This window comes from Dyadobacter sp. (assembly GCF_051859145.1).
GTDB lineage: Bacteria > Bacteroidota > Bacteroidia > Cytophagales > Spirosomataceae > Dyadobacter.
In genome coordinates this window covers 1-19,361 of record NZ_JBHYGF010000079.1, presented here as the reverse complement: position 1 = coordinate 19,361, position 19,361 = coordinate 1, and the positions used below count along the sequence as shown (strand labels likewise).

Below are 19,361 nucleotides of genomic sequence, written 5' to 3'. Positions count from 1 at the left end.
GTATCAAATTAAATGTTGCGCCAGCCGAGGACTGAATAGTCAGTTCTTTTCTGATTTTGATCCCCGCCGTAAATAAGCGTTTTGGTACCAGCGAGTCCATCACTTGCCTCATCAAAGAAATTCATCCCTTTAAAATGTTCGGTCATCACGGTTTGAGTTGATTTGATTTCAAAAATATCAAATGCGTTTCCGTTTTGGGTCAAAAGATCAATTTCGTGCCCATTAGAATCGCGCCAGAACCAGTAATCATTGTGAAGATACTGATGTGCATTTTTCTTTTGATACTCGGCGATAATCAGGTTTTCGAAGATATTTCCTTTGGTCGGACTAGAATGAAAAGTATCCGCATTTCTGATCCCGAGCACGTGACAAAGCAGCCCGGTATCGTAAAAATACAGCTTGGGCGTTTTAACGATGCGTTTATTGAAATTTTGATAGTAAGGTTGAAGCTGGAAAATAATGTAACTGCTTTCAAGGACTGACAACCACGATTTGGCCGTCGGCTGCGAGATACCGCATTCATTGGCAAGTGAATTGAGGTTAAGCAGCTGCCCAACCCTGCCCGCGCAAAGACTCACAAATGTCCTGAACTGCCGCGTATCTCGAATGCTGGTCAGTTCGGTAACATCCCTTTCCACATACGTTTGAATATAGTTTGAATAAAAAACGCCGGGCTTGATCGAGCGGTCGAACACAGCCGGGTAAAAACCATTCAGGCATGCATCAGCCACATTGTCCGCCAGCAAATTCCCGGACTTCATTTCGCCAAAATCAAAAGGAAGTAATTTGAACAGGGCAACCCGCCCTGCCAGACTTTGGGTAATACTGTTCAGGAGCTGAAAATTTTGTGAGCCTGAAAGTATAAACTGGCCCATGATACCTGAGTTATCGACTATCGTTTGAATGTAAGAGAAGAGCGACGGAACCCGCTGTACTTCATCCAAAATTACTTTATCTGAGTAAAGATTCAGAAACGCAACCGGGTCGATGTCTGCGAAGGCGCGGTTATTTGGATCTTCCAGCGAAATGTACGTGTAACCTTTAAAAAGTGTTTTCAGAAGTGTAGTCTTCCCCGACTGCCGCGGCCCTGTTAATGCAATGACAGGGAACTTTGTGCTTTGTTCCCAAACTACTTTCTCTATATCCCTGATTACGAAGTTCATATTATCGAAAATGCCCGCTGCAAAGATAGGCATACTTTGAAATTACATAACTTCTATTTTGAAATTACATAGAGTTAACTTTGAAATTACATAGTCTCAATTTTGAAATTGCATAAAAAAGTCCGCTCTGGTCAGAAACCGGAGCGGACTTTTTACAGGTAAAAACGAAGCTTACTTTTTCGGATCAGTACTTACTTTCCCGGCACCTACACCTTCCATTTGCATGGGGTTTGGTGTTTTTCTGCTTTGCTGTTTGTAAATCTGAAAGCGGGTTGGCTTAGTAATGCGTGGATAAGCATTATTTTCTGTATCAATATCGGCGATCTGCTGGTAAGGATCGAGGGTCCATTGAACCACTTTCTTTTTGGTAGAAATTACCTTATTGATCTGCTGGTCATTGAAACGCCATATTTCAGCCGGGAATACCGCAACAGAGTCAGTGCCGTCTTCAAAGCCCATTTTCACGATCACAGGCATCGGAAGTCCGCCTTTGTTCTTCACTGAAAGCGTATAAAAATTGGTGTTCTGCTGAATCAATGCACGCTCACTTTCCGAAAGAGAAGCCAGGTACTGCTCATATTTTTGCTTATCAGCCGCTGTCACCTTAAATGGATCGTAGCGGTTATAGAAATCCGCCATTGTTGAATCCTGCGCAACAACTGTCTCCCCCTTCGTTTTTGCATCCTGAATTTTGCTCATTGTATTCTGCTTGCGGGCAAATTCCTGGCGTGCGAGCTCTTTTTCAATATCCGGATTTTGCGTATCAATGCTAAACCAGTCTACACTTACCAGATCCTGGTCAACAGCCTCGGTACCATAAAACCAGCCTTTCCAGAACCAGTCCAAATCTACGCCTGAAGCGTCTTCCATCGTGCGGAAAAAGTCAGCCGGAGTCGGGCTTTTGAAGCGCCAGCGATTTGCATATTCTTTAAATGCATGATCAAAAAGCTCACGGCCCATTACTGTTTCGCGCAGTATGTTTAATGCGGTAGCAGGTTTTCCATAAGCATTCGGTCCCAAACCAATTACATTCTCCGCAGAAGCCATAATTGGGGTCAGTACCGATTTGTCAGAGGACATATAATCGGTAATCTGATTAGGCTCGCCGCGGCGGGTAGGGAAGTTGTAATCCCATTCCTTTTCCGCCAGGTACTGGCAAAATGTATTCAAACCTTCATCCATCCAGGCCCACTGGCGCTCATCGGAGTTGACGATCATCGGGAAAAAGTTGTGGCCAACTTCGTGAATGATCACACCGATCATACCATATTTCACTGCCTCGCTGTAAGTTCCGTCCTCTTCCGGGCGACCACCATTGAAGCTGATCATCGGATATTCCATTCCGCCGCCCGCAACCGAGTGGCAGGAAATCGCAACAGGGTAGGGGTACTCAAAAGTGCGGTCTCCGTAAGATTTCAGAGTATGCGCAACTGCGCGGGTAGAGTACTGTTCCCAAAGCGGGTTACCTTCTTTCGGGTAAATGGACATACACCAGATCTTGCGGCCACTTTTGTAAACATCGGTCTGCATTGCGTCCCAGATAAATTTCCGGCTGCTCGCAAATGCAAAATCGCGTACATTATCTGCCTTGTAAATCCACGTTTTCTTGCCCGGGTTTTTATTCTCGCGTTTTTCGGCCTTTTCAGCTTCTGCCTGGGTTACGATCAAAACCGGCGTTTTAGAAGTTTCCGCTTTTTTCAAACGTTGTTTTTGAGCCGCTGTCAAAACCTGTGCATAGTTCTGGCACTCGCCGCTGGCTGCTACCACGTGGTCGGCAGGTACGGTAATCGCCACTTTGTAGTTTCCGAAGATCAATGCAAATTCTCCCTGACCCAGAAACTGTTTGTGGTTCCAGCCATTTACATCATCATAAGGAGCAAGGCGGGGAAACCAGTGCGCGATGAAGTAGTTCGCATTTCCGTCTTTTGGGAAAAACTCATAGCCGCTGCGGCCATAGTACTCGGTGATGTTGTAGTTCCAATCTACCCCGAAAACGAAGTTGGTACCCGGCTTCATCACCGCAGGCAGGTCAATGCGCATCATAGTACCATTGATTTTGTACGGAAGTGCCTTGCCAGCTTTGTCTTTAACGGCGGTGATATTGTAACCGTACTCGATTTGAGGGTCGAGCGACGCGCCTCTTCCATTATTCAGATTTTCCAGCTGTCCGGGCGTCATGCCTTTTTCGCTGATCGAACCAGTACGTGACATTGAGCCGATACCGTCTTTTTTGAAAAGGTTTTGATCCAGTTGCAGCCAGATGTATCTCAGGTCATCGGGGGAATTGTTGTAAAAAGTAATCGTTTCTGATCCGATAATACGGCGATTTTCGTCGTCCAATTCGGCTTTAATGTCGTAATCGGCGCGTTGTTGCCAGTACTCGCGGCCCGGTGCCCCGGAAGCTGCACGTGTTGAATTTGGCGTCGGGAGCATAGGTCCCAGCTGTTCAAAACGGTCGTTGTACTGGTAAGTGGCGGAAGTCGGCAGCTGCTGACCATAGGAAGCCATGGAAACCAGCAGGAAGAGTAACGGGAGCAGGAGTTTTCTCATAATTAGTTAGTCAGATGTAATAAATTCTTGTTATTCGGCACTGCCGCCAGTAAGGCTTACAAAAAGTTCGTTATTCAGGATCAGCGAAAACGCCATTCCTACTATAATCCCGGAAAGTATGTGAATCCAGCTCAGACGCTGTGCCCGCAGGATCTCAATTACTACGAAAGCAATGGAGAGGATCACAAAAACGATAATCAGCTGTCCCAGTTCGAGTCCGATATTAAACCCGAGCAATGGATTGAAAATGGAAGCTTCCTTGCCCAGCAATGCACGGAGGTAGTTGGAAAAACCCAGCCCATGGATCAGCCCGAAGAAAAGGGCCAGTGCGTATCTCGTTGTCGAGTTCTCTTCTTTTTTACCAAAAGATCCCTTGGGGACTTTATAAAAGAAATTCAGAGAAGCGGTAATTACGATGGTAACGGGGATCAGGAGCTCTATCCAGGCCGGATCAATGTTAATGAGGCCGAGCGTTGAAAGTGCCAGTGTAATCGAATGCCCGATCGTAAAAGCAGTTACCAGCACGATCACCTTTTTCCAGTCAATCAGGGTATATATTGTACAAAGCGCCATGATGAACAAAATGTGGTCGTAACCATTGGCATCTGTGATGTGTTCAAAACCTAATTGCAGGTAAGCTTGGAATTCGGACATTCAGTAGAATTAAGATTAGCAATCCCGACAAATTAATTGTCAAGACAAAATAATGTAAACGAAGTTATCCTTTTCGATGGAGGAATGCAATATGGGTTTTGTGGTCAGTAAGAGAAATTTGCCCGTTCAAAAGAAAAAAGACCGCGAGCATGTGCTCACGGCCTTTCGAAATTCTGACACCAATTATATAAGACTATTACTATTATTTGATCTCGTAGTTAGCATTCTGTGGATCCCAGTTCGCCCATTTGTCAGTCCAGTCGGTAGTTCCGAAAGCACCTACAACTGTGTTGGCTTCAAATCCTGATGGTAGCGTAGCGCCGCCTGTCAGCAGTGAAGAGCCCGCTTGTGGAAGCAAACCTGGTTTTGCAGTGATTGAGTTGTAACCAGTTGCCAGTTTAAGATCCGCAACAGCGCCAACCATGTTTTTGCTGCCAGCAGGGATGAAAAGTGCCTGTGTAACACCTTCCAGTACGCCTTGTGCAGGTGTACCAGTGATAGCAACTGCATTTCCGTCCATTTTAAGTCTGCCTGCAGTGAAGTTTGCGATGGTAGGATCACCTTCAATTGTCACAGCAGAACGTGGCCAAGCACCTGTGATCAGCGTATTGTAAACAGAGATTGCAGAGTTTCTTCTGATACGCATTGCAGAGTTGAACTTCGCGTTAGGTGTTCCGTCAGCCATTGCAATGGTCACGTTGGCAAACTTGGCCGAAGTCTGAGGAGTTGCCTGTGAGCCGGAAGCATCGTTGTCAGACTCAAAACCGTTTGAGTCACCAGCCTGGTCAGCTACTGCCGGGTCACGCAGGATAAAACCGTATTGAATGTTTCCTGAGAAACCATTGTCGGTATCGAAATCATCATCCAAACCACGGTAAGCGATCAGGTGTTTCGCATTTACACTGCCACCAAACCATTCGAATGAATCATCGCCTGAGTAAGATACCTGTACATAATCCACCTCAGTACCGCTACCTACGCCACCGAATGTAAGACCATTGATTTCTTTATCAGTTTCAAATGCGATACCTGCAAACTCGATACGTACATATTTAAGCTGTCCTGAATTATCAGCCGCGTCAGTTCCGCCGAATTTTGACTGGTTTTCTCCTTCGATTACCGCGTCAGGCTTGTTAACAGGCGCTTTTCCAAGGATGATCAATCCACCCCAGTCACCCGCCTTGCGTTGTCCTGCTGGTTTGTTTGAAGTGAAAACGATAGGCTTATCAGCAGTTCCAACTGCGATGATCTTTGCACCTGGCTGGATAATCAAAGAGCCTTTCAAAGTTCCGTCTCCTTTGATGATTGTTCCTGGTTCAATAGTAAGTGTTACACCAGGTTCTACATATACAAATCCTGAAAGCAGATATTGGTTTGAAGCAGTCCAGGTAGTATTAGAGGTAATTTTTCCCGTAATGGTTTTCATTTCACCTACCGGGGTTACGATTTCCTCGTCATCATCGTCGTCATCGTTCGTACAAGAGATTGATCCGAACATTGTAAGCCCCAACATCAGCAAGCTTAATAGTTTACCTGTGTTTTTCATAAATTCAATTGTTTGTTTTACTGTTTTAAAGTTTCTGGTGATAAAAGAGCCGGTTTACGACTGATGGTTTTGGTTAAAATTTGTAAGTGACACCAATTTGCGAGTAGCTGCCTCTTTTGAAGCTCTGGTATGATTCGTCGATATCCGTGATTTTTTGGTCAAGATTGCTGTCCTGGATCAGGCGGAAACGCTGGTTCAGCAGATCCTGGATTCCCAGCTTGATTTCGAGATGTTCACCCAAAGCTTTCACAATGTTCAGGTCAATGATGTTTCTCGGCATTTCGTAGACAGTCGGCTGCAAATCGCGGTCACCTACCAGGAAGATCCGGCGGCCTACCACATTGTAAAGTGCGTTGATCTGCCAGCCCCGGTTCACATCGTTGTAGTAAATACCTGCATTGATCAGGTAAGGAGATTGTCCCTGCAGCTGGCGATCGTTTTCCTGCCCGGCAAAGCCAGTTAGTACATTACTGTTGATCACCGATGCATTCAGCAATACGCTCAGGTTATCTACAAATGGAGATACTGTCAGGTTTTTAAGCGATTTGCGAAGCTCGATCTCAGCACCAGCTGTGTAGGCGGATTTTGCATTGTCAACATAAAATGACACTCCTGAACCTGCATAGCGGATACGTGTCTCGATCGGGTTGGTAAAGTGTTTGTAAAATGCCGCAACCGAGATCAATTCTCCGTCTTTCGGATAAAATTCGTAGCGAAGGTCAACGTTCTGGATCGAAGGCGTTTTCAGGTCGGGGTTACCCACACGAGATACGTCGAAGTTAAAGTCATAGTAAGTAAACGGCGCCAGCTCGCGGAACTCGGGACGGTTTACAGAAACTGAGTAAGCCAGCCTTACGAGCGATTTCTCAGTGAAGTTATAAGCAAAGTTCGCCGATGGTAGGAAGCGCAGGATCGGATTGTTCACCCGGATACGCGCGCCGCTGCCGCGCTGGCGGCTTTGCAGTTTTTGAATGTTGTTTTCAACACGCAAACCAACCGAGGCATTGAATTTCTTACTGAATGGAATGTAGGCGCCCAGATACCCGGCCATTAAAGTATTCTGTGCGGTGTACTTGTCGTCGGTATTGGTTCTCTCTGCGTAGTAAAGCTTGTCAATTGCAATGTTTTCAGCATCAAAAAGCTGCGCTGGCGACTGGCCAAGCAATTCCTGCGATGCATTGCCGGAGTTGGTCAGGTTAAACCATCTTGCTTTGAAAGCCCTGTCTTTCAGCTCGCCGTAAGCACCGGCGCGAAGCTTGATCTGCATGCTTTCATCGTCCTCATAGCCGCGGCGCTCGATACGGTGTTCCAGATCGGCACGGAATGAGCTGGTATATTCGGTCAGTTCCGAGTAAAACCGCGCACCTCTTGTCAAGCTTGCATTACTTCCCGGTACCAGCTCCACTCTGAATGGTTGGTCAGTTCCCATCGGCCGGCTGGAAATAAACCGGCGGTAATCAGGCTCGTTACGGATCGTTGTTCCCAATGCGCCCAGCCATTTAAATGTAGTATGCGCGCCCAGTTCGTGTGTTCCGCCCAACTGGCCTGAGTAAATGCTTTTGGATTCGTAACGAAATGCGTAGTTCTGTACTTCAGTATCGTTGTCTGTATTATATCCCTGGCGGAAGTTTGTTTCCTTATTGGAAAGCTGATTGAACAGGTTTCTGAACTCAATCTTATGGTTCGGATTAATGATCAATGCCCAGTTTGACATCACGCCCAGGCGCACATTGTTCTGGTACAATTGGTCCTGGTATGAATTCAGGATCGAAGATTCTCCTTTCGCCGGATCAAAGCTCAGGTAGCGGAATTGGGTAGTTGGTAAAAACTGGTGTGTTGATGAGTAGTTGATGTTGTTAAATGTAGTCAGCTTCATATTGCCCAGCTCAAACTTGTGGTTGTAGCCTAATGAAGCCCGCAGGTCAGGAGAGATCGACTTGGATTGGAGATCAAAGAACTCCGGCAGATTACGGAACCTGTTCAATGTTGCTGACGATGGCGAGTCTTCCAGTTGAAGTCTTTTCGTTGAAGGGAAGCCGGAAGGAAGCGCTCTGTCAGCAGATCCGAAACCGATCCAGTCAAGCGAAGAACCTTTGTAGTCGTTAACGTTCTTGAAAGTAGTATTGCCGCGGTAGCCGCCGGTTAAACTGAATGTAAATCCGTTTTCGTCAGGGACTGTTTTTGTATATATCTTGATAATACCTCCCGCGAATTCACCAGGAAGCTCAGGCGCGCCGGATTTGTAAATCATCATCCGGTCAATAGCAGTACTTGGGATCAGATCAAATGAGAAAGATTTTACGTCAACCTCAGTAGAAGGAGTGATCGCGTCATTCAGCATTACCGTATTGTAACGCTCGTTCAAACCACGGATAATGACAAAGCGATCGTCCTGAATGGAAACACCTGGTACGCGGCGTACAACCTGCGACGCATCGCGGTCCTGCGATTTCTGGATTTGCTGGGCCGAGATACCTACTGCAATCTGCTCAGCCTGCTTGATCTCGGTAATTACCGAAACGTCCGTGAAAGACTGGCGCTGACCAACAACTTTTACTTCTTCCAGATTGGCGACGTCTTCTTCAATGGTAGTATTGATCAGAACGGTCTGGTTAGGATAAACCTCAATTGCAATCTCTTTGGGCTTGTACGATACATAGCTGATTACAACCGTCTGCTTTCCTGTGGGGATATTGGAAATGTCGAAATTACCTTCGACGTCAGTTGCAGTTCCAATGGGAGGGGTAGAGCCTTTCAGTACCACGCTGGCGCCGATCACAGCTTCTTTGGTTTTAAAATCTACTACTGTGCCTTTTACAGAACCAGTCTGCGCGAAAGCCAGCGATGTAGTGAAGAGGAGAATAAATAACAGGGATAAATTAGTTTTCATTTTTTTTGTGTCAGATTTATGACACAAAAGTAGATTGCCAATATTACCCCAATGTTACCTGTATATTACGACTCAGTTATTTCAGAAATGTGCTTTTTGTTATAAATCAAGGAGTTATTCTACAATTCCCTGACCCTTCTCTGCGCCGAAATCTTCCAGGTCGTGCACAAACCCGTTGATCACTGCATACCTTACTTTCCCTGCTTTTTTGAGGATAAAAGTAGCTGTGTTGCCGAGGCCGGGAGTTCCGGAAGGTACAGGCTGACCGCTCCTGAGTATATGTAGCGGGGTTGTGGTAAAATAAAGCCCGAGTGCACGGGTGTTAGCGTCAGGCGCAAGTCGCACGTAGGTATAGCCTTCTTTCAGGAGGTTCAATGCATTCAGCTTACTGATTTCGCTTACATTCTTATAAGCAGTCGGGTACACTTTTCCTTTTTCGATGGTGTAACCTTTTGCATCCAGTTCCTGGCTTCCGAATTGCGGGTGCAGGTCGCCGAAGTCTTCTATTTTACTGTAATAAAAAAACTTGGTTGCATTGGAATAGCTTACTTCATTCCGGTTAATGCCCAGATCGGCGGTAAAGGATTTGCCTGACTGCCGCACAGTCGCATTCCTGACTACAAGATCATAAACCCAGCGGCCGTTTTCGGGAATGTTGTAATAATCGTCACGTTTCTCCTTTGTCAAAGAATTGTCGGCGATCTTGTCCAATGCAGATAATATTGCCATGAAGTTCAGCTTGCGGATAAATTGCTTTTCCGGGTCGCCCACATAGCCGCCTGATTCGATCAGTACGAGCGTTGTTCCCCATTTTTGTACATTATCCCCAAACCCGCGCGGCTCGTGGTCGTCGGCATACCTTGCTACCTGGCCCGGAATGTATTTTTGCAAGTTCTTATTCATGCCCACGATCAGCTGCATAGAGCGCTGGCGCACATCGTTGATTGACAATTCGTAATCGTAGGAAGTGGCCAGGAACGAAATCGTAGCCACCTTCGGGCTTCTGCCGGCAGAGTAGCGCGGGCTCTGGTCGTGGAGGTTAAAACCGTAGTCAGGTTTTAGTTTATCAACCAAACCTTTCAATATAGCTGCTTCCGGCGTTTGCCGGGCTGCGGCATCGCGGTTCATATCAATACCCTGGACGGTGCGGCGCTGGTACCTTTCGGCACCGTCGGGGTTGAGCATTGGAACAAAATACAAAGTCGTTTTTTCGAGCAGCTCTTTGCGAAAGCTGTCGAACCCGTCGTTTTTTCCTTCCAGGAAATTGAAAATATCAAAGCTCGCCATGGTGGCAGTAGGCTCGTCGCCATGCATTTGCGTCCATAGTAGTACCTTTTTCTTCCCGGTACCTACTTTAATCATCTGGATGGTACGTCCTTCAAAGGATTCGCCGACTTTCTCAATGGAGTACATTGCATTGCCCTCGCGTTTGGCAATTAATGGAAGGATATCTTTTTGTTTGAAACGCCGCTGCGTCAGGGTTGATTCGCGGTAGGTAGCGTGTGCTTTGAAAAGCTTACCGGCCAGATCGTCAGACTGTGCCATAGAATTTGAGGTTGTCAATGTAAACAGAACGAAAATTAGACGTGAAATGAAATGTTTCATGATAATGCGAAAGCAATTTTCAAATGCAAGTTACAAAGATTTCTCTAAGCAAATTTTAATGCAATTTTTACGTACACGCAAGCCACTATTTACATTTTTTACTTACATTTGTGCCATGATAATCGCTGAAACATATCATCATTTTCATCATAGCCATCTGGCTTTCGGTCGTCTTGGGTGATATGTTTTTGCAAGTAGTGTTGTAATAAGGTTGAATACATAGTATCCCCAGAAGCCCGATTTTCGAATCGGGCTTTTTTTATTTTTTCCATAAAATAGCCGGATGAAAACCGTAATCATTAAATACAATGCAGGGAATGTGCAGTCTGTGATGTACGCGCTCGACCGCCTGGGCGCGGGCTACATTTATACCGACGATGTGACCGAAATCACCACTGCCGATAAAGTCATTTTCCCGGGGGTAGGAGAAGCAAGTACTACCATGAACTACCTCCGGCAAACCGGGCTGGACAAGCTGATCCCTACATTGAAGCAGCCCGTTTTCGGTACCTGCGTGGGAATGCAGCTGATGTGCCGGTATTCGGAGGAAAACGATACTAACTGTATGGGGATTTTTGATGTGGATGTAAAAAGGTTTCCCGCTGCCGCAGGTATGAAAGTGCCGCACATGGGCTGGAATAATATATCTGACTACAAAACGCCACTAACTGACGCAATTCCAGAGAATGCATTCATGTATTTCGTGCACAGCTACGCGGCGCCGGTTTGTGAGTATACAGTAGCTACCTGCGATTATGCGTTTCCATTCAGTGCAATGCTGCACAAGGATAACTTTTACGCGGCACAGTTCCACTGCGAGATCAGCGGGAATGCAGGTCAGCAGATTATTGAAAACTTCCTGAAACTCTAATCACAACTACTCCGAGCATGATCGAAATTATACCCGCCATTGATTTGATAGAAGGTAAATGCGTGCGCCTCACGCAGGGAGATTACGGGCAAAAGAAAATCTACAATGAAAACCCGTTGGAAGTTGCATTGCAGTTTGAAGACGCAGGATTGAAGCGGCTGCATCTGGTGGATCTTGACGGGGCGAAAGCTAAGAAAATCGTCAACTGGAAAGTACTTGAAAAGATTGCTTCCAAAACCAGCCTGCACGTAGACTTTGGTGGCGGGGTGCAGTCCGACGATGATCTGAGGGTTGTTTTTGAGAGCGGCGCAAAGCAGGTAACCGGCGGCAGTATCGCAGTTAAAAATCCTGAGATCTTCGAAAATTGGCTGAAAACTTATGGCGGTGAGAAGATCATTCTCGGGGCAGATGCTAAAAATGAGAAAATAGCTGTGAGCGGCTGGGAAGAGGGAACTGCACTATGGGTTTATGATTTTGTGGAAGAGTATGTTGAAAAAGGGGCGAAGTACACGATCAGTACCGATGTGGCCAAAGACGGTTTGCTTCAGGGGCCTTCTTTTGATCTTTATAAAAATCTTCAGGATAAATGTCCGGGTCTGCATATCATTGCCAGCGGCGGGATCAGTAAGATTGAAGATGTTGAAAAATTAGCTGAAATGAACATTTACGGCGTTATTATCGGAAAGGCGATCTATGAAAACAGGATCAGTCTTGCCGAGCTAATGCGATTCTCCGCCTGATAATTATGCTAACAAAAAGGATTATCCCCTGCCTGGATGTAAAAGACGGCAGAACCGTGAAGGGAGTAAACTTCGTGAACCTGCGTGACGCTGGCGACGCAGTAGAGCTGGGGGCGCTGTATGCGGCCCAGGGTGCCGATGAACTGGTGTACCTGGATATCACCGCCACAATTGACGGCCGCTCTACATTCATTGAGCTCGTAAAACGTGTTGCGCAAACGATCAATATACCTTTTACAGTAGGCGGCGGCATATCCTCGATTGCAGACGTTTCTGCATTGCTGCATGCCGGCGCGGACAAAGTTTCAATCAACTCTGCCGCGGTGCGTAATCCGGACCTTATCAATGAACTTTCACTGGAATTTGGAAGTCAATGCATTGTAGTGGCGATTGACACACGTTATATAGATACAGAAAAAGGAAAAGAGCACATTGTCCACACGCACGGAGGCCGCAAGCCGACCGAGCTCAGGACGGTACCCTGGGCGAAAGAAGTGGAGGATCGTGGAGCCGGCGAGCTTCTGCTGACTTCCATGGACACTGACGGTACCAAAAACGGTTTTGCACTTGAACTGACAGCCACGGTTTCAGGAAATGCCAATATTCCCGTTATTGCCTCAGGCGGAGCAGGAGAAATGGTGCATTTTTACGATGTATTTACCACAGGTAAAGCTGATGCCGGGCTCGCGGCAAGCATTTTTCACTTCCGGGAAATAGATATTCCCGACTTGAAAGCCTATCTAAGTGACAAAAATCTTCCCATTAGATTGACAAGATAAACCAGACGAAATGAACGATAACTTTTCTACCATCGACTTTGATAAGTCAACCGACGGGCTGGTACCCGTGATTATCCAGGATGTTCATACAGACAAGGTGCTGATGCTTGGATACATGAACAAGGAAGCGCTTGAGAAAACTAAGACAGAAGGTACCGTTACGTTCTTCAGTCGCAGCAAACAGCGTTTATGGACAAAGGGTGAGACATCTGGAAATTTCCTGTTTATCAACGAAATCATTGCGGACTGCGACGGCGATACATTGCTGATCAAAGCTACTCCGGCAGGGCCAACATGCCACACTGGCTCAGATACCTGTTTTGGGGAAAAAAATAGTCAGGATGCCCGAATGGGGGAGGCGATTTTTCTCAACTATCTTCAAAAGAAAGTGATCCGTGAGCGAAAAATAAATCCTTCGGAGGAGTCTTACACCAGCAGTCTTTTTAAGCGAGGGATCAATAAAATCGCCCAAAAGGTGGGTGAAGAAGCAGTCGAAGTTGTGATAGAGGCGAAGGACGATGATGTAGATCTTTTCAAGAATGAAGTGTCCGATTTGCTCTTCCACCTGCTTGTTCTTCTGGAGGAAAAAAACATTGACTTAGATGAGGTAATTGACGTACTTCGTAGTCGTCACCAATAATCGCGTACCGAATGAAATTACTCCTACGACTTGTAATCAGTACTTTGGCAGTGCTTGTCGGTGCCAATTTAATTCCCGGGGTTTCGGTTGAAAGTTTTTCAACTGCCGTCATCGTGGCAATCGTGCTCGGGATCCTCAATACCTTCTTAAAGCCGGTCCTGCAGATACTCGCGCTCCCCATTACAATTCTGACACTGGGACTTTTCTACTTTGTAGTTAACGTATTCATCATTTATCTCGCCAGCGTTCTGGTGGATGGATTTGTGATAAGCGGCTTCATCTCCGCTCTTTTCTTTGGACTTGTAGTTTCACTGGTTTCCGCGATTCTTGGTATGTTTTTGGATTAGTGTATGAACGATCTGCAAATCAGGTCGTAAATGGATACACATGATTTGAAAACTACTGATTATGCTTAGTCAACTAGAAGAGATTAAAGACACGCTTTTTAAGTATTTCGAGACACGTATCGATTTATTTAAAATTGAAACCAGGGATAAGATCGAGCGCGCCGCTGTAATGGCAGTGTACGGTGCGCTGATACTTTGCATTGCATTGACAATCCTGATACTGGTTGTTATTTTATTAGGGACTTTCCTGAACAGGTGGTTGGACAGCGATTACCTGGGATACCTGATTTTGCTTGGGGTATTTGTTATCAAACTGATAATCTGGATTGTATGGAGAGAAAAGTTTGTCCAAATGATCCGCTCGGTTCTTGTTAAGTTCATGGGGGACAAAGAGTAACCAAGCTTTTAGCTACATATTCGCTGATAAATAATCTTGAATTGCTATTTTTGGATTCCTTTTGAATCCCTGGGCACCATTAAACAGTAATGAAATGAGTACTCCAATAGATTCTTCGGTAAAAGTCAAACCTTTTTCGTCAGATACTGACAAAACCAAGCAAGACCTGCTGCTGGATGCAGAGATCTACCGTGATAAGCTGGAAAGCCAGTGGAGCGACCTTAAAACAGACGCGACTAAGTACGGCAAGCAGGCGCTTGTGATCGGCGGTGTACTGGCAACTACATTCGTGGTGATGAATGCTTTTTTGCCTAAAACCAAAAAAGACAAGGAAAAGGAACTCGAAAAAGCCAGGCAAAAGGAAAGAGATAACGAACTGCTCCTGATAAGCCACAAAAAGCTTAAAGAGGAAAAAAAACAGTCGCAAGTGGTGCAGGCAGTTCAAAGTTTGGCCTGGACACTGGCTGTGGGTTGGGCCCGGCACAAGCTGAAGCATTTAATTGAAGACGAACGAAGAACTGAATGAAAACAGCGAAGCATCAAATTGCAGACCTCCTTTTGACACGTAAAGAAGAAAAAAGGAAATCGTTTGCTGTTCTCCTAGACCCAGATAAAGTTAATCTTTCTACATTTCCGAAATTCCTTGAATATGCGGCTGGTCACGGTGTTGACTTCTTTTTCGTAGGAGGCAGCCTGATCACCAACTATGCTATTGACAAGCTGATTTCAGCCATTCACGAATACACAAATATACCTGCTATCCTGTTTCCGGGTAGCAGCCTGCACATTGATCCGTCTGCCGACGCCATTCTTTTACTTTCGCTGATTTCCGGCCGTAATGCAGAATTACTTATCGGTCAGCACGTGATTGCGGCGCCGCTTTTGAAGCGCAGCAACCTTGAAGTACTGCCAACCGGCTACATGCTGGTGGAGAGCGGCAGGCTTACTACTGTTTCCTATATCAGCGGGACTACCCCATTACCCCGCGACAAGCCGGGTATCGTTGCCTGTACCGCAATGGCGGGCGAGTACCTTGGTCTCAAAAACATTTTCCTTGATGCCGGAAGCGGCGCTCAGTTTCCAGTCCCGGGTGAAATCATTGCTGCGGTTCGCGGAGCAGTGGATACGCCAATCATTGTTGGTGGCGGGATCAACTCTTACGAGAAAGCAGATATCGCATTAGGTTCCGGCGCAGATGTAATTGTAGTTGGAAACGGAATTGAACAAAACCCAGAACTACTTCCCGAAATAGCCGCCTGCGTGCACGCTTACAACACAAAGCCAGAGCAGGTTTGATAATTCACCAGGAAAATATTGGACTTAGTAAAGAGATTTAAGTTTTTTCTAAGGAATTTTTAAGTTCTTGGAAAAATACAAACTCAAAGTCTAGGAATATTCAAATCAATCCTGTTACCTTTGTAACGGACCTTAATTACACCCAAGAAATGAAAAAATTCTTTGCATTTGCGTTTGTTGCCGGGATGGTAGCTTTCGCTTCTTGTACTAGCAAGCCAGCTGACGAATCTGCTGACACTACTGCTGTAACTGTTGAAACTCCTGCTGTTGATACAACTGCTGTTGATACAATGGTTACTGATTCAGCTGCTGCTGACTCAGTTAAGTAATTAGACGTACAAGTCGAAATCTTGGAAAGGCCCTATGAAAATAGGGCTTTTCTTTTTTTATTTAAGGATGAAAAACATATCCTTTGGCCTGCATGTTCCCCCGGCCGCAAGCGGCTACTGCGCCGAGCTCTTTCATACCAATCAGTTTGCTTTTTCCTTATCGAGACCACGTCGCACGAGACTTGGTGATTTTACGGTCAAGCCCGGATTAATCCCAAAAATAACCGTAAATGCCAACCTGAATCCATACAGTTTTCTGGTTACTTACCTGCATGAAGTAGCACATTGCGTTGTTCATAATAAATACAAGATGAAGTTCAGGAAAAGGGTCGCCCCACACGGGCCTGAATGGAAGTACGAATTCAGCGTGTTACTGCAACCTGTTCTGACCGAAAGTATCTTTCCCAAAGACATTCTTGTGCACCTGGTTCGTTATGCTAAAAACCCCGCTGCATCTACCGGTGGAGACCAGCTGCTTTTCAATGCCCTCCGGAGTTATGACGAGCAGGCAACAAATACCGGCAGGACAACATTGGCGCAGCTCCACGAGGGTACCAGTTTTATGTTTCAAAATAGGGTGTTTACACGGGGTACGATGAGGAGAACACGGGTACTTTGCACTGATAAAGCTTCACAGCGTCTTTATACAATACCTGCCCATGCATTGGTGGAAGCGTGCTGATTATTTAAGATTACTTTTTTCTACAGTTCTGATTTACCTGGGTGTTTCGCCGGGTAGCCCGCTCGTTGCACAATCTGTGCTGGCAAGTGGTGATTGGTACAAGCTCGGGATAACACAGTCTGGTATTCACAAGATCGATGCGGCTTTGTTGCGTCAAATGGGTGTGGCACCAGCAACAATCGACCCTACCCAGATACGCATTTTTGGCGCGGGCGGCGCAATGCTGCCGCAGTCCAACCAGGCGCAGGTCACAGGATTGAGTGAAAGTGCAATTCTCGTTCAGGGAGAGGAAGATGGCAGGTTTGATAATTCCGATGTAATCTACTTCTATGCCGAAGGTCTGCATGTAATTTCCTACGATTCTGCAAAGGCCGAGCTGCGGCACCAGCTTAATTACTACTCAGATACCTCCTATTATTTTCTGAATTTTGGTCAGAAAGCGGGTTTGCGGATCAGGAATGAGAATCCAATCGCAGCCACGGGTAAGGTGATCAACTCTTTTGACGATTACTGGTACCATGAGACGGATGCAATTAACCTGCTGAAATCCGGGAGAGACTGGTGGGGGGAATACCTGAGCAGTGCGCCGCTTAGTGTTGAAGCTGAGTTGCCCGGCGTACTTTCCGCTTCCGAAATCAGGTTCCGAGGCTCGGCGATTGCTGCGGCGCAGGTAAATACGCGGTTCATCTGGCAGTTAAATGGAGAGACCGCAGGTGAAACTGCCGTCGGGACAGTAGGTGCTGGAACTTACGATGTAAAAGCATTGAAATCGGACTTTGCGACCGTACTAACAGCCTCCTCCAATCCATCCAGTACTTTCCGTTTGGCAGTCACGCACAACAAGAATGGGCAAGCTGCGGCGCAAGGTTATCTCAACTATTTTGCATTGCAGGTGAAAAGGCAACTCCGCTTTTATGAAAAACAGCAGATCTACTATTTCTTGCCGCAATCCACAGAGATAGCAACCTACCAATTTGCGGATCCGTCAGCAGGATGGAGCTTGTGGAATGTCAGTGACGCGGCACGCCCGGCTTCTGTTTTAAATCAAAATACTTCCGGTCCATTTACATTTACCAGAAATAACAGCCGGAAACCTGCCCGCTATATCGGCTTCAGGGGAGATCAGGCGCTTTCGCCCGTATCCTGGCAATCCATTGCAAATCAGGATATCGCTTCTGCCGAAACTCCCGATTTGCTGATAATCACGCCGGCTGCGTGGGAGGGAGAAGCAAAGCGACTTGCCGCATTTCGTAGTAATCGCAACAATTTGAAAACACTGGTCGTAGCAACGAGGCAAATCTATAACGAGTTTGCAGGTGGTCGGCCGGATGTGACTGCGATCCGGAATTATGTGCGGCATTTGTATTCAAAATCACCGGGTAAGCTGAGGTACCTGCTTCTTTTCGGCGACGCCAGTTTTGACTATAAGAATCTGTCGAAGAGCCAGACTTCATCGCAAAATGCAAACTGGGTTCCGGTATATGAGAGCCGCGAGTCGCTGAATCCGGTTTATACATATTCTTCCGACGATTATTTCGGATTTATGGAGCTAAATGAAGGAGAATGGAGCGAGCAGGCGGCTGGTGACCATACGCTGGAAATTGGCGTAGGAAGGTTGCCGGTAAAATCCCCAGCGGAGGCCAAGGTAGTGGTTGACAAGCTGATCCGCTACGAAGCACTCAGCTCGGAGGGCAGCTGGAAAAATATCGTGCGCTTCATTGCAGATGACGGCGACGGAAATATTCACCAGCGGCACGCTGATCAGCTGGCCAGTTTGATCGAAAACGACTTTTCTTCAAAGCGTATTTTCATTGATCAGTATCCTCAAACTACTACTCCCGAAGGCCAGAAAGCGCCGGAGGTAAACAGGCAGATCAGGAATGCAATCGACAAGGGATCGCTGATCATCAACTACACAGGTCACGGAGGAGTGAGCGGCTGGGCCGAAGAACAGGTGCTGACGCTGTCGGATATGCTGAGCGCGCGGGGAATGAACAATCTGCCGCTGCTGTTTACTGCAACCTGCGACTTTGGCAGGTACGATGATCCCGGTACAGTTTCGGGAGCGGAGACAATGGTACTTAGTCCAAAAGGCGCGGCGATAGGGGCGATAAGTACAACGCGGCCGGTTTTTTCAAGTACAAACTTCACGCTGAGCAAAGCCTTTTATGAAGCGCTGATCACGAAAGGAGAAGGCAGGTTAATGGGAGATTTGATCCGGGAAACCAAGAATAAGGCACTTGTGGGCAGCCTCAACCGGAATTTTACATTATTGGGTGATCCTTCCATGCGGCTCGGCAGTGGGCAGAAGGGAATCCGGTGGGTGCAAGTGCCTGATACCCTGCGTGCATTGCAGAGGGTAAGTCTGACAGGTGAGGTTTTTAGCAAGGTAAACAACGAGCGAGATCTGAGGTTTAATGGAAAGGCGCACGTGATTATCTATGATAAGCAGGTACAGTTTGAAACGCTGGGGAATGAAGGTAATCCTGAAAGCTATGCCGAGTTTGGCAGCAGGCTGTTTGACGGAGCTGTCACCGTGAAAGACGGTGTATTCACCTGCCAGTTTGTGGTGCCTAAAGATATTGATTACAGAATCGGTCCGGGAAAGGCGAATGTGTATGCCGTCAGGGACGATAGTACTTCCGACGCATCTGCCCAGCTCGCCTTAATCGTGGGCGGCAGCGCTGCATTGCTTGTTGACAATACGCCGCCCGAAATAGTAGCTTATATGGATAATCCGGCGTTCCGGAGCGGTGACAGGGTAGGTACTTCCCCTGTGCTGATTGCGCGTATCCATGATGAGAATGGCGTGAGCCTCTCGGCAACCGGAATTGGTCATGATATCACATTAACCTTAAATGATACGCTGACG

At 46.6% G+C, this 19,361-nt stretch carries 17 protein-coding genes; 11 read left to right on the top strand and 6 right to left on the bottom strand.

Features of this window, described 5'->3' with window-relative positions; all coding sequences use genetic code 11:
• Positions 1-8: 8 nt before the first annotated feature.
• The 6 genes from ACTIE6_RS06135 to ACTIE6_RS06110 all read right to left on the bottom strand — a co-directional run bounded on the left by ACTIE6_RS06135 (position 9) and on the right by ACTIE6_RS06110 (position 10,348).
• Entirely contained in the window at positions 9-1,196 is a 1,188-nt protein-coding gene (locus ACTIE6_RS06135; RefSeq protein ID WP_439555793.1) for an ATP-binding protein, read from the bottom strand.
• A gap of 138 nt (positions 1,197-1,334) precedes the next feature.
• A complete protein-coding gene (locus ACTIE6_RS06130; RefSeq protein ID WP_439555792.1) occupies positions 1,335-3,713 on the bottom strand; it encodes a M1 family metallopeptidase in 2,379 nt (792 codons plus the stop codon).
• A 30-nt stretch (positions 3,714-3,743) separates the two neighbouring features.
• A complete protein-coding gene (locus tag ACTIE6_RS06125) occupies positions 3,744-4,367 on the bottom strand; it encodes a HupE/UreJ family protein (protein ID WP_439555791.1) in 624 nt (207 codons plus the stop codon).
• A 202-nt stretch (positions 4,368-4,569) separates the two neighbouring features.
• The gene (locus ACTIE6_RS06120; protein WP_439555790.1) at positions 4,570-5,913 is read right to left on the bottom strand and encodes a T9SS C-terminal target domain-containing protein; all 1,344 of its coding nucleotides are present in this window, start codon (positions 5,911-5,913) and stop codon (positions 4,570-4,572) included.
• A 73-nt stretch (positions 5,914-5,986) separates the two neighbouring features.
• The gene (locus tag ACTIE6_RS06115) at positions 5,987-8,803 is read right to left on the bottom strand and encodes a carboxypeptidase-like regulatory domain-containing protein (RefSeq protein WP_439555789.1); all 2,817 of its coding nucleotides are present in this window, start codon (positions 8,801-8,803) and stop codon (positions 5,987-5,989) included.
• A gap of 114 nt (positions 8,804-8,917) precedes the next feature.
• The gene (locus ACTIE6_RS06110; protein WP_439555788.1) at positions 8,918-10,348 is read right to left on the bottom strand and encodes a M14 family zinc carboxypeptidase; all 1,431 of its coding nucleotides are present in this window, start codon (positions 10,346-10,348) and stop codon (positions 8,918-8,920) included.
• Positions 10,349-10,691: 343 nt separating this feature from the next.
• On the opposite strand from ACTIE6_RS06110, the gene hisH reads away from it, so the two are divergent.
• The 11 genes from hisH to porU form a co-directional block, all read left to right on the top strand.
• The gene (gene hisH, locus ACTIE6_RS06105) at positions 10,692-11,279 is read left to right on the top strand and encodes an imidazole glycerol phosphate synthase subunit HisH (RefSeq protein ID WP_439555787.1); all 588 of its coding nucleotides are present in this window, start codon (positions 10,692-10,694) and stop codon (positions 11,277-11,279) included.
• Positions 11,280-11,296: 17 nt separating this feature from the next.
• Positions 11,297-12,019 carry a 1-(5-phosphoribosyl)-5-[(5-phosphoribosylamino)methylideneamino]imidazole-4-carboxamide isomerase gene (hisA, locus tag ACTIE6_RS06100; protein ID WP_439555786.1) on the top strand — a complete coding sequence of 241 codons (723 nt, stop codon included), beginning with the start codon at positions 11,297-11,299 and terminating at the stop codon, positions 12,017-12,019.
• Positions 12,020-12,024: 5 nt separating this feature from the next.
• Complete coding sequence (gene hisF / locus ACTIE6_RS06095; RefSeq protein ID WP_439555785.1) at positions 12,025-12,798, top strand: imidazole glycerol phosphate synthase subunit HisF; 774 nt, start codon at positions 12,025-12,027, stop codon at positions 12,796-12,798.
• 10 nt (positions 12,799-12,808) lie between these two features.
• On the top strand, positions 12,809-13,438 hold the full coding sequence (hisIE, locus tag ACTIE6_RS06090) for a bifunctional phosphoribosyl-AMP cyclohydrolase/phosphoribosyl-ATP diphosphatase HisIE (protein WP_439555784.1): 630 nt from the start codon (positions 12,809-12,811) through the stop codon (positions 13,436-13,438).
• An 11-nt stretch (positions 13,439-13,449) separates the two neighbouring features.
• Complete coding sequence (locus ACTIE6_RS06085; RefSeq protein ID WP_439555783.1) at positions 13,450-13,785, top strand: phage holin family protein; 336 nt, start codon at positions 13,450-13,452, stop codon at positions 13,783-13,785.
• A 61-nt stretch (positions 13,786-13,846) separates the two neighbouring features.
• Positions 13,847-14,182, top strand: coding sequence for a phage holin family protein (locus tag ACTIE6_RS06080; protein ID WP_439555782.1), 336 nt, complete (start codon positions 13,847-13,849; stop codon positions 14,180-14,182).
• A gap of 94 nt (positions 14,183-14,276) precedes the next feature.
• Complete coding sequence (locus ACTIE6_RS06075) at positions 14,277-14,708, top strand: hypothetical protein (protein ID WP_439555781.1); 432 nt, start codon at positions 14,277-14,279, stop codon at positions 14,706-14,708.
• Positions 14,705-15,478 (top strand): geranylgeranylglyceryl/heptaprenylglyceryl phosphate synthase, encoded by a 774-nt coding sequence (locus ACTIE6_RS06070; protein ID WP_439555780.1) that lies wholly within the window; start codon positions 14,705-14,707, stop codon positions 15,476-15,478. Before ACTIE6_RS06075 ends, ACTIE6_RS06070 begins: the two co-directional genes overlap by 4 nt.
• A 149-nt stretch (positions 15,479-15,627) precedes the next feature.
• Positions 15,628-15,807, top strand: coding sequence for a hypothetical protein (locus ACTIE6_RS06065; protein WP_439555779.1), 180 nt, complete (start codon positions 15,628-15,630; stop codon positions 15,805-15,807).
• A gap of 67 nt (positions 15,808-15,874) precedes the next feature.
• Complete coding sequence (locus ACTIE6_RS06060; RefSeq protein WP_439555778.1) at positions 15,875-16,489, top strand: hypothetical protein; 615 nt, start codon at positions 15,875-15,877, stop codon at positions 16,487-16,489.
• Positions 16,467-19,361: type IX secretion system sortase PorU (gene porU, locus ACTIE6_RS06055; RefSeq protein WP_439555777.1), on the top strand; the 2,895-nt coding region annotated here is incomplete at its 3' end. The genes ACTIE6_RS06060 and porU, both read left to right, overlap by 23 nt.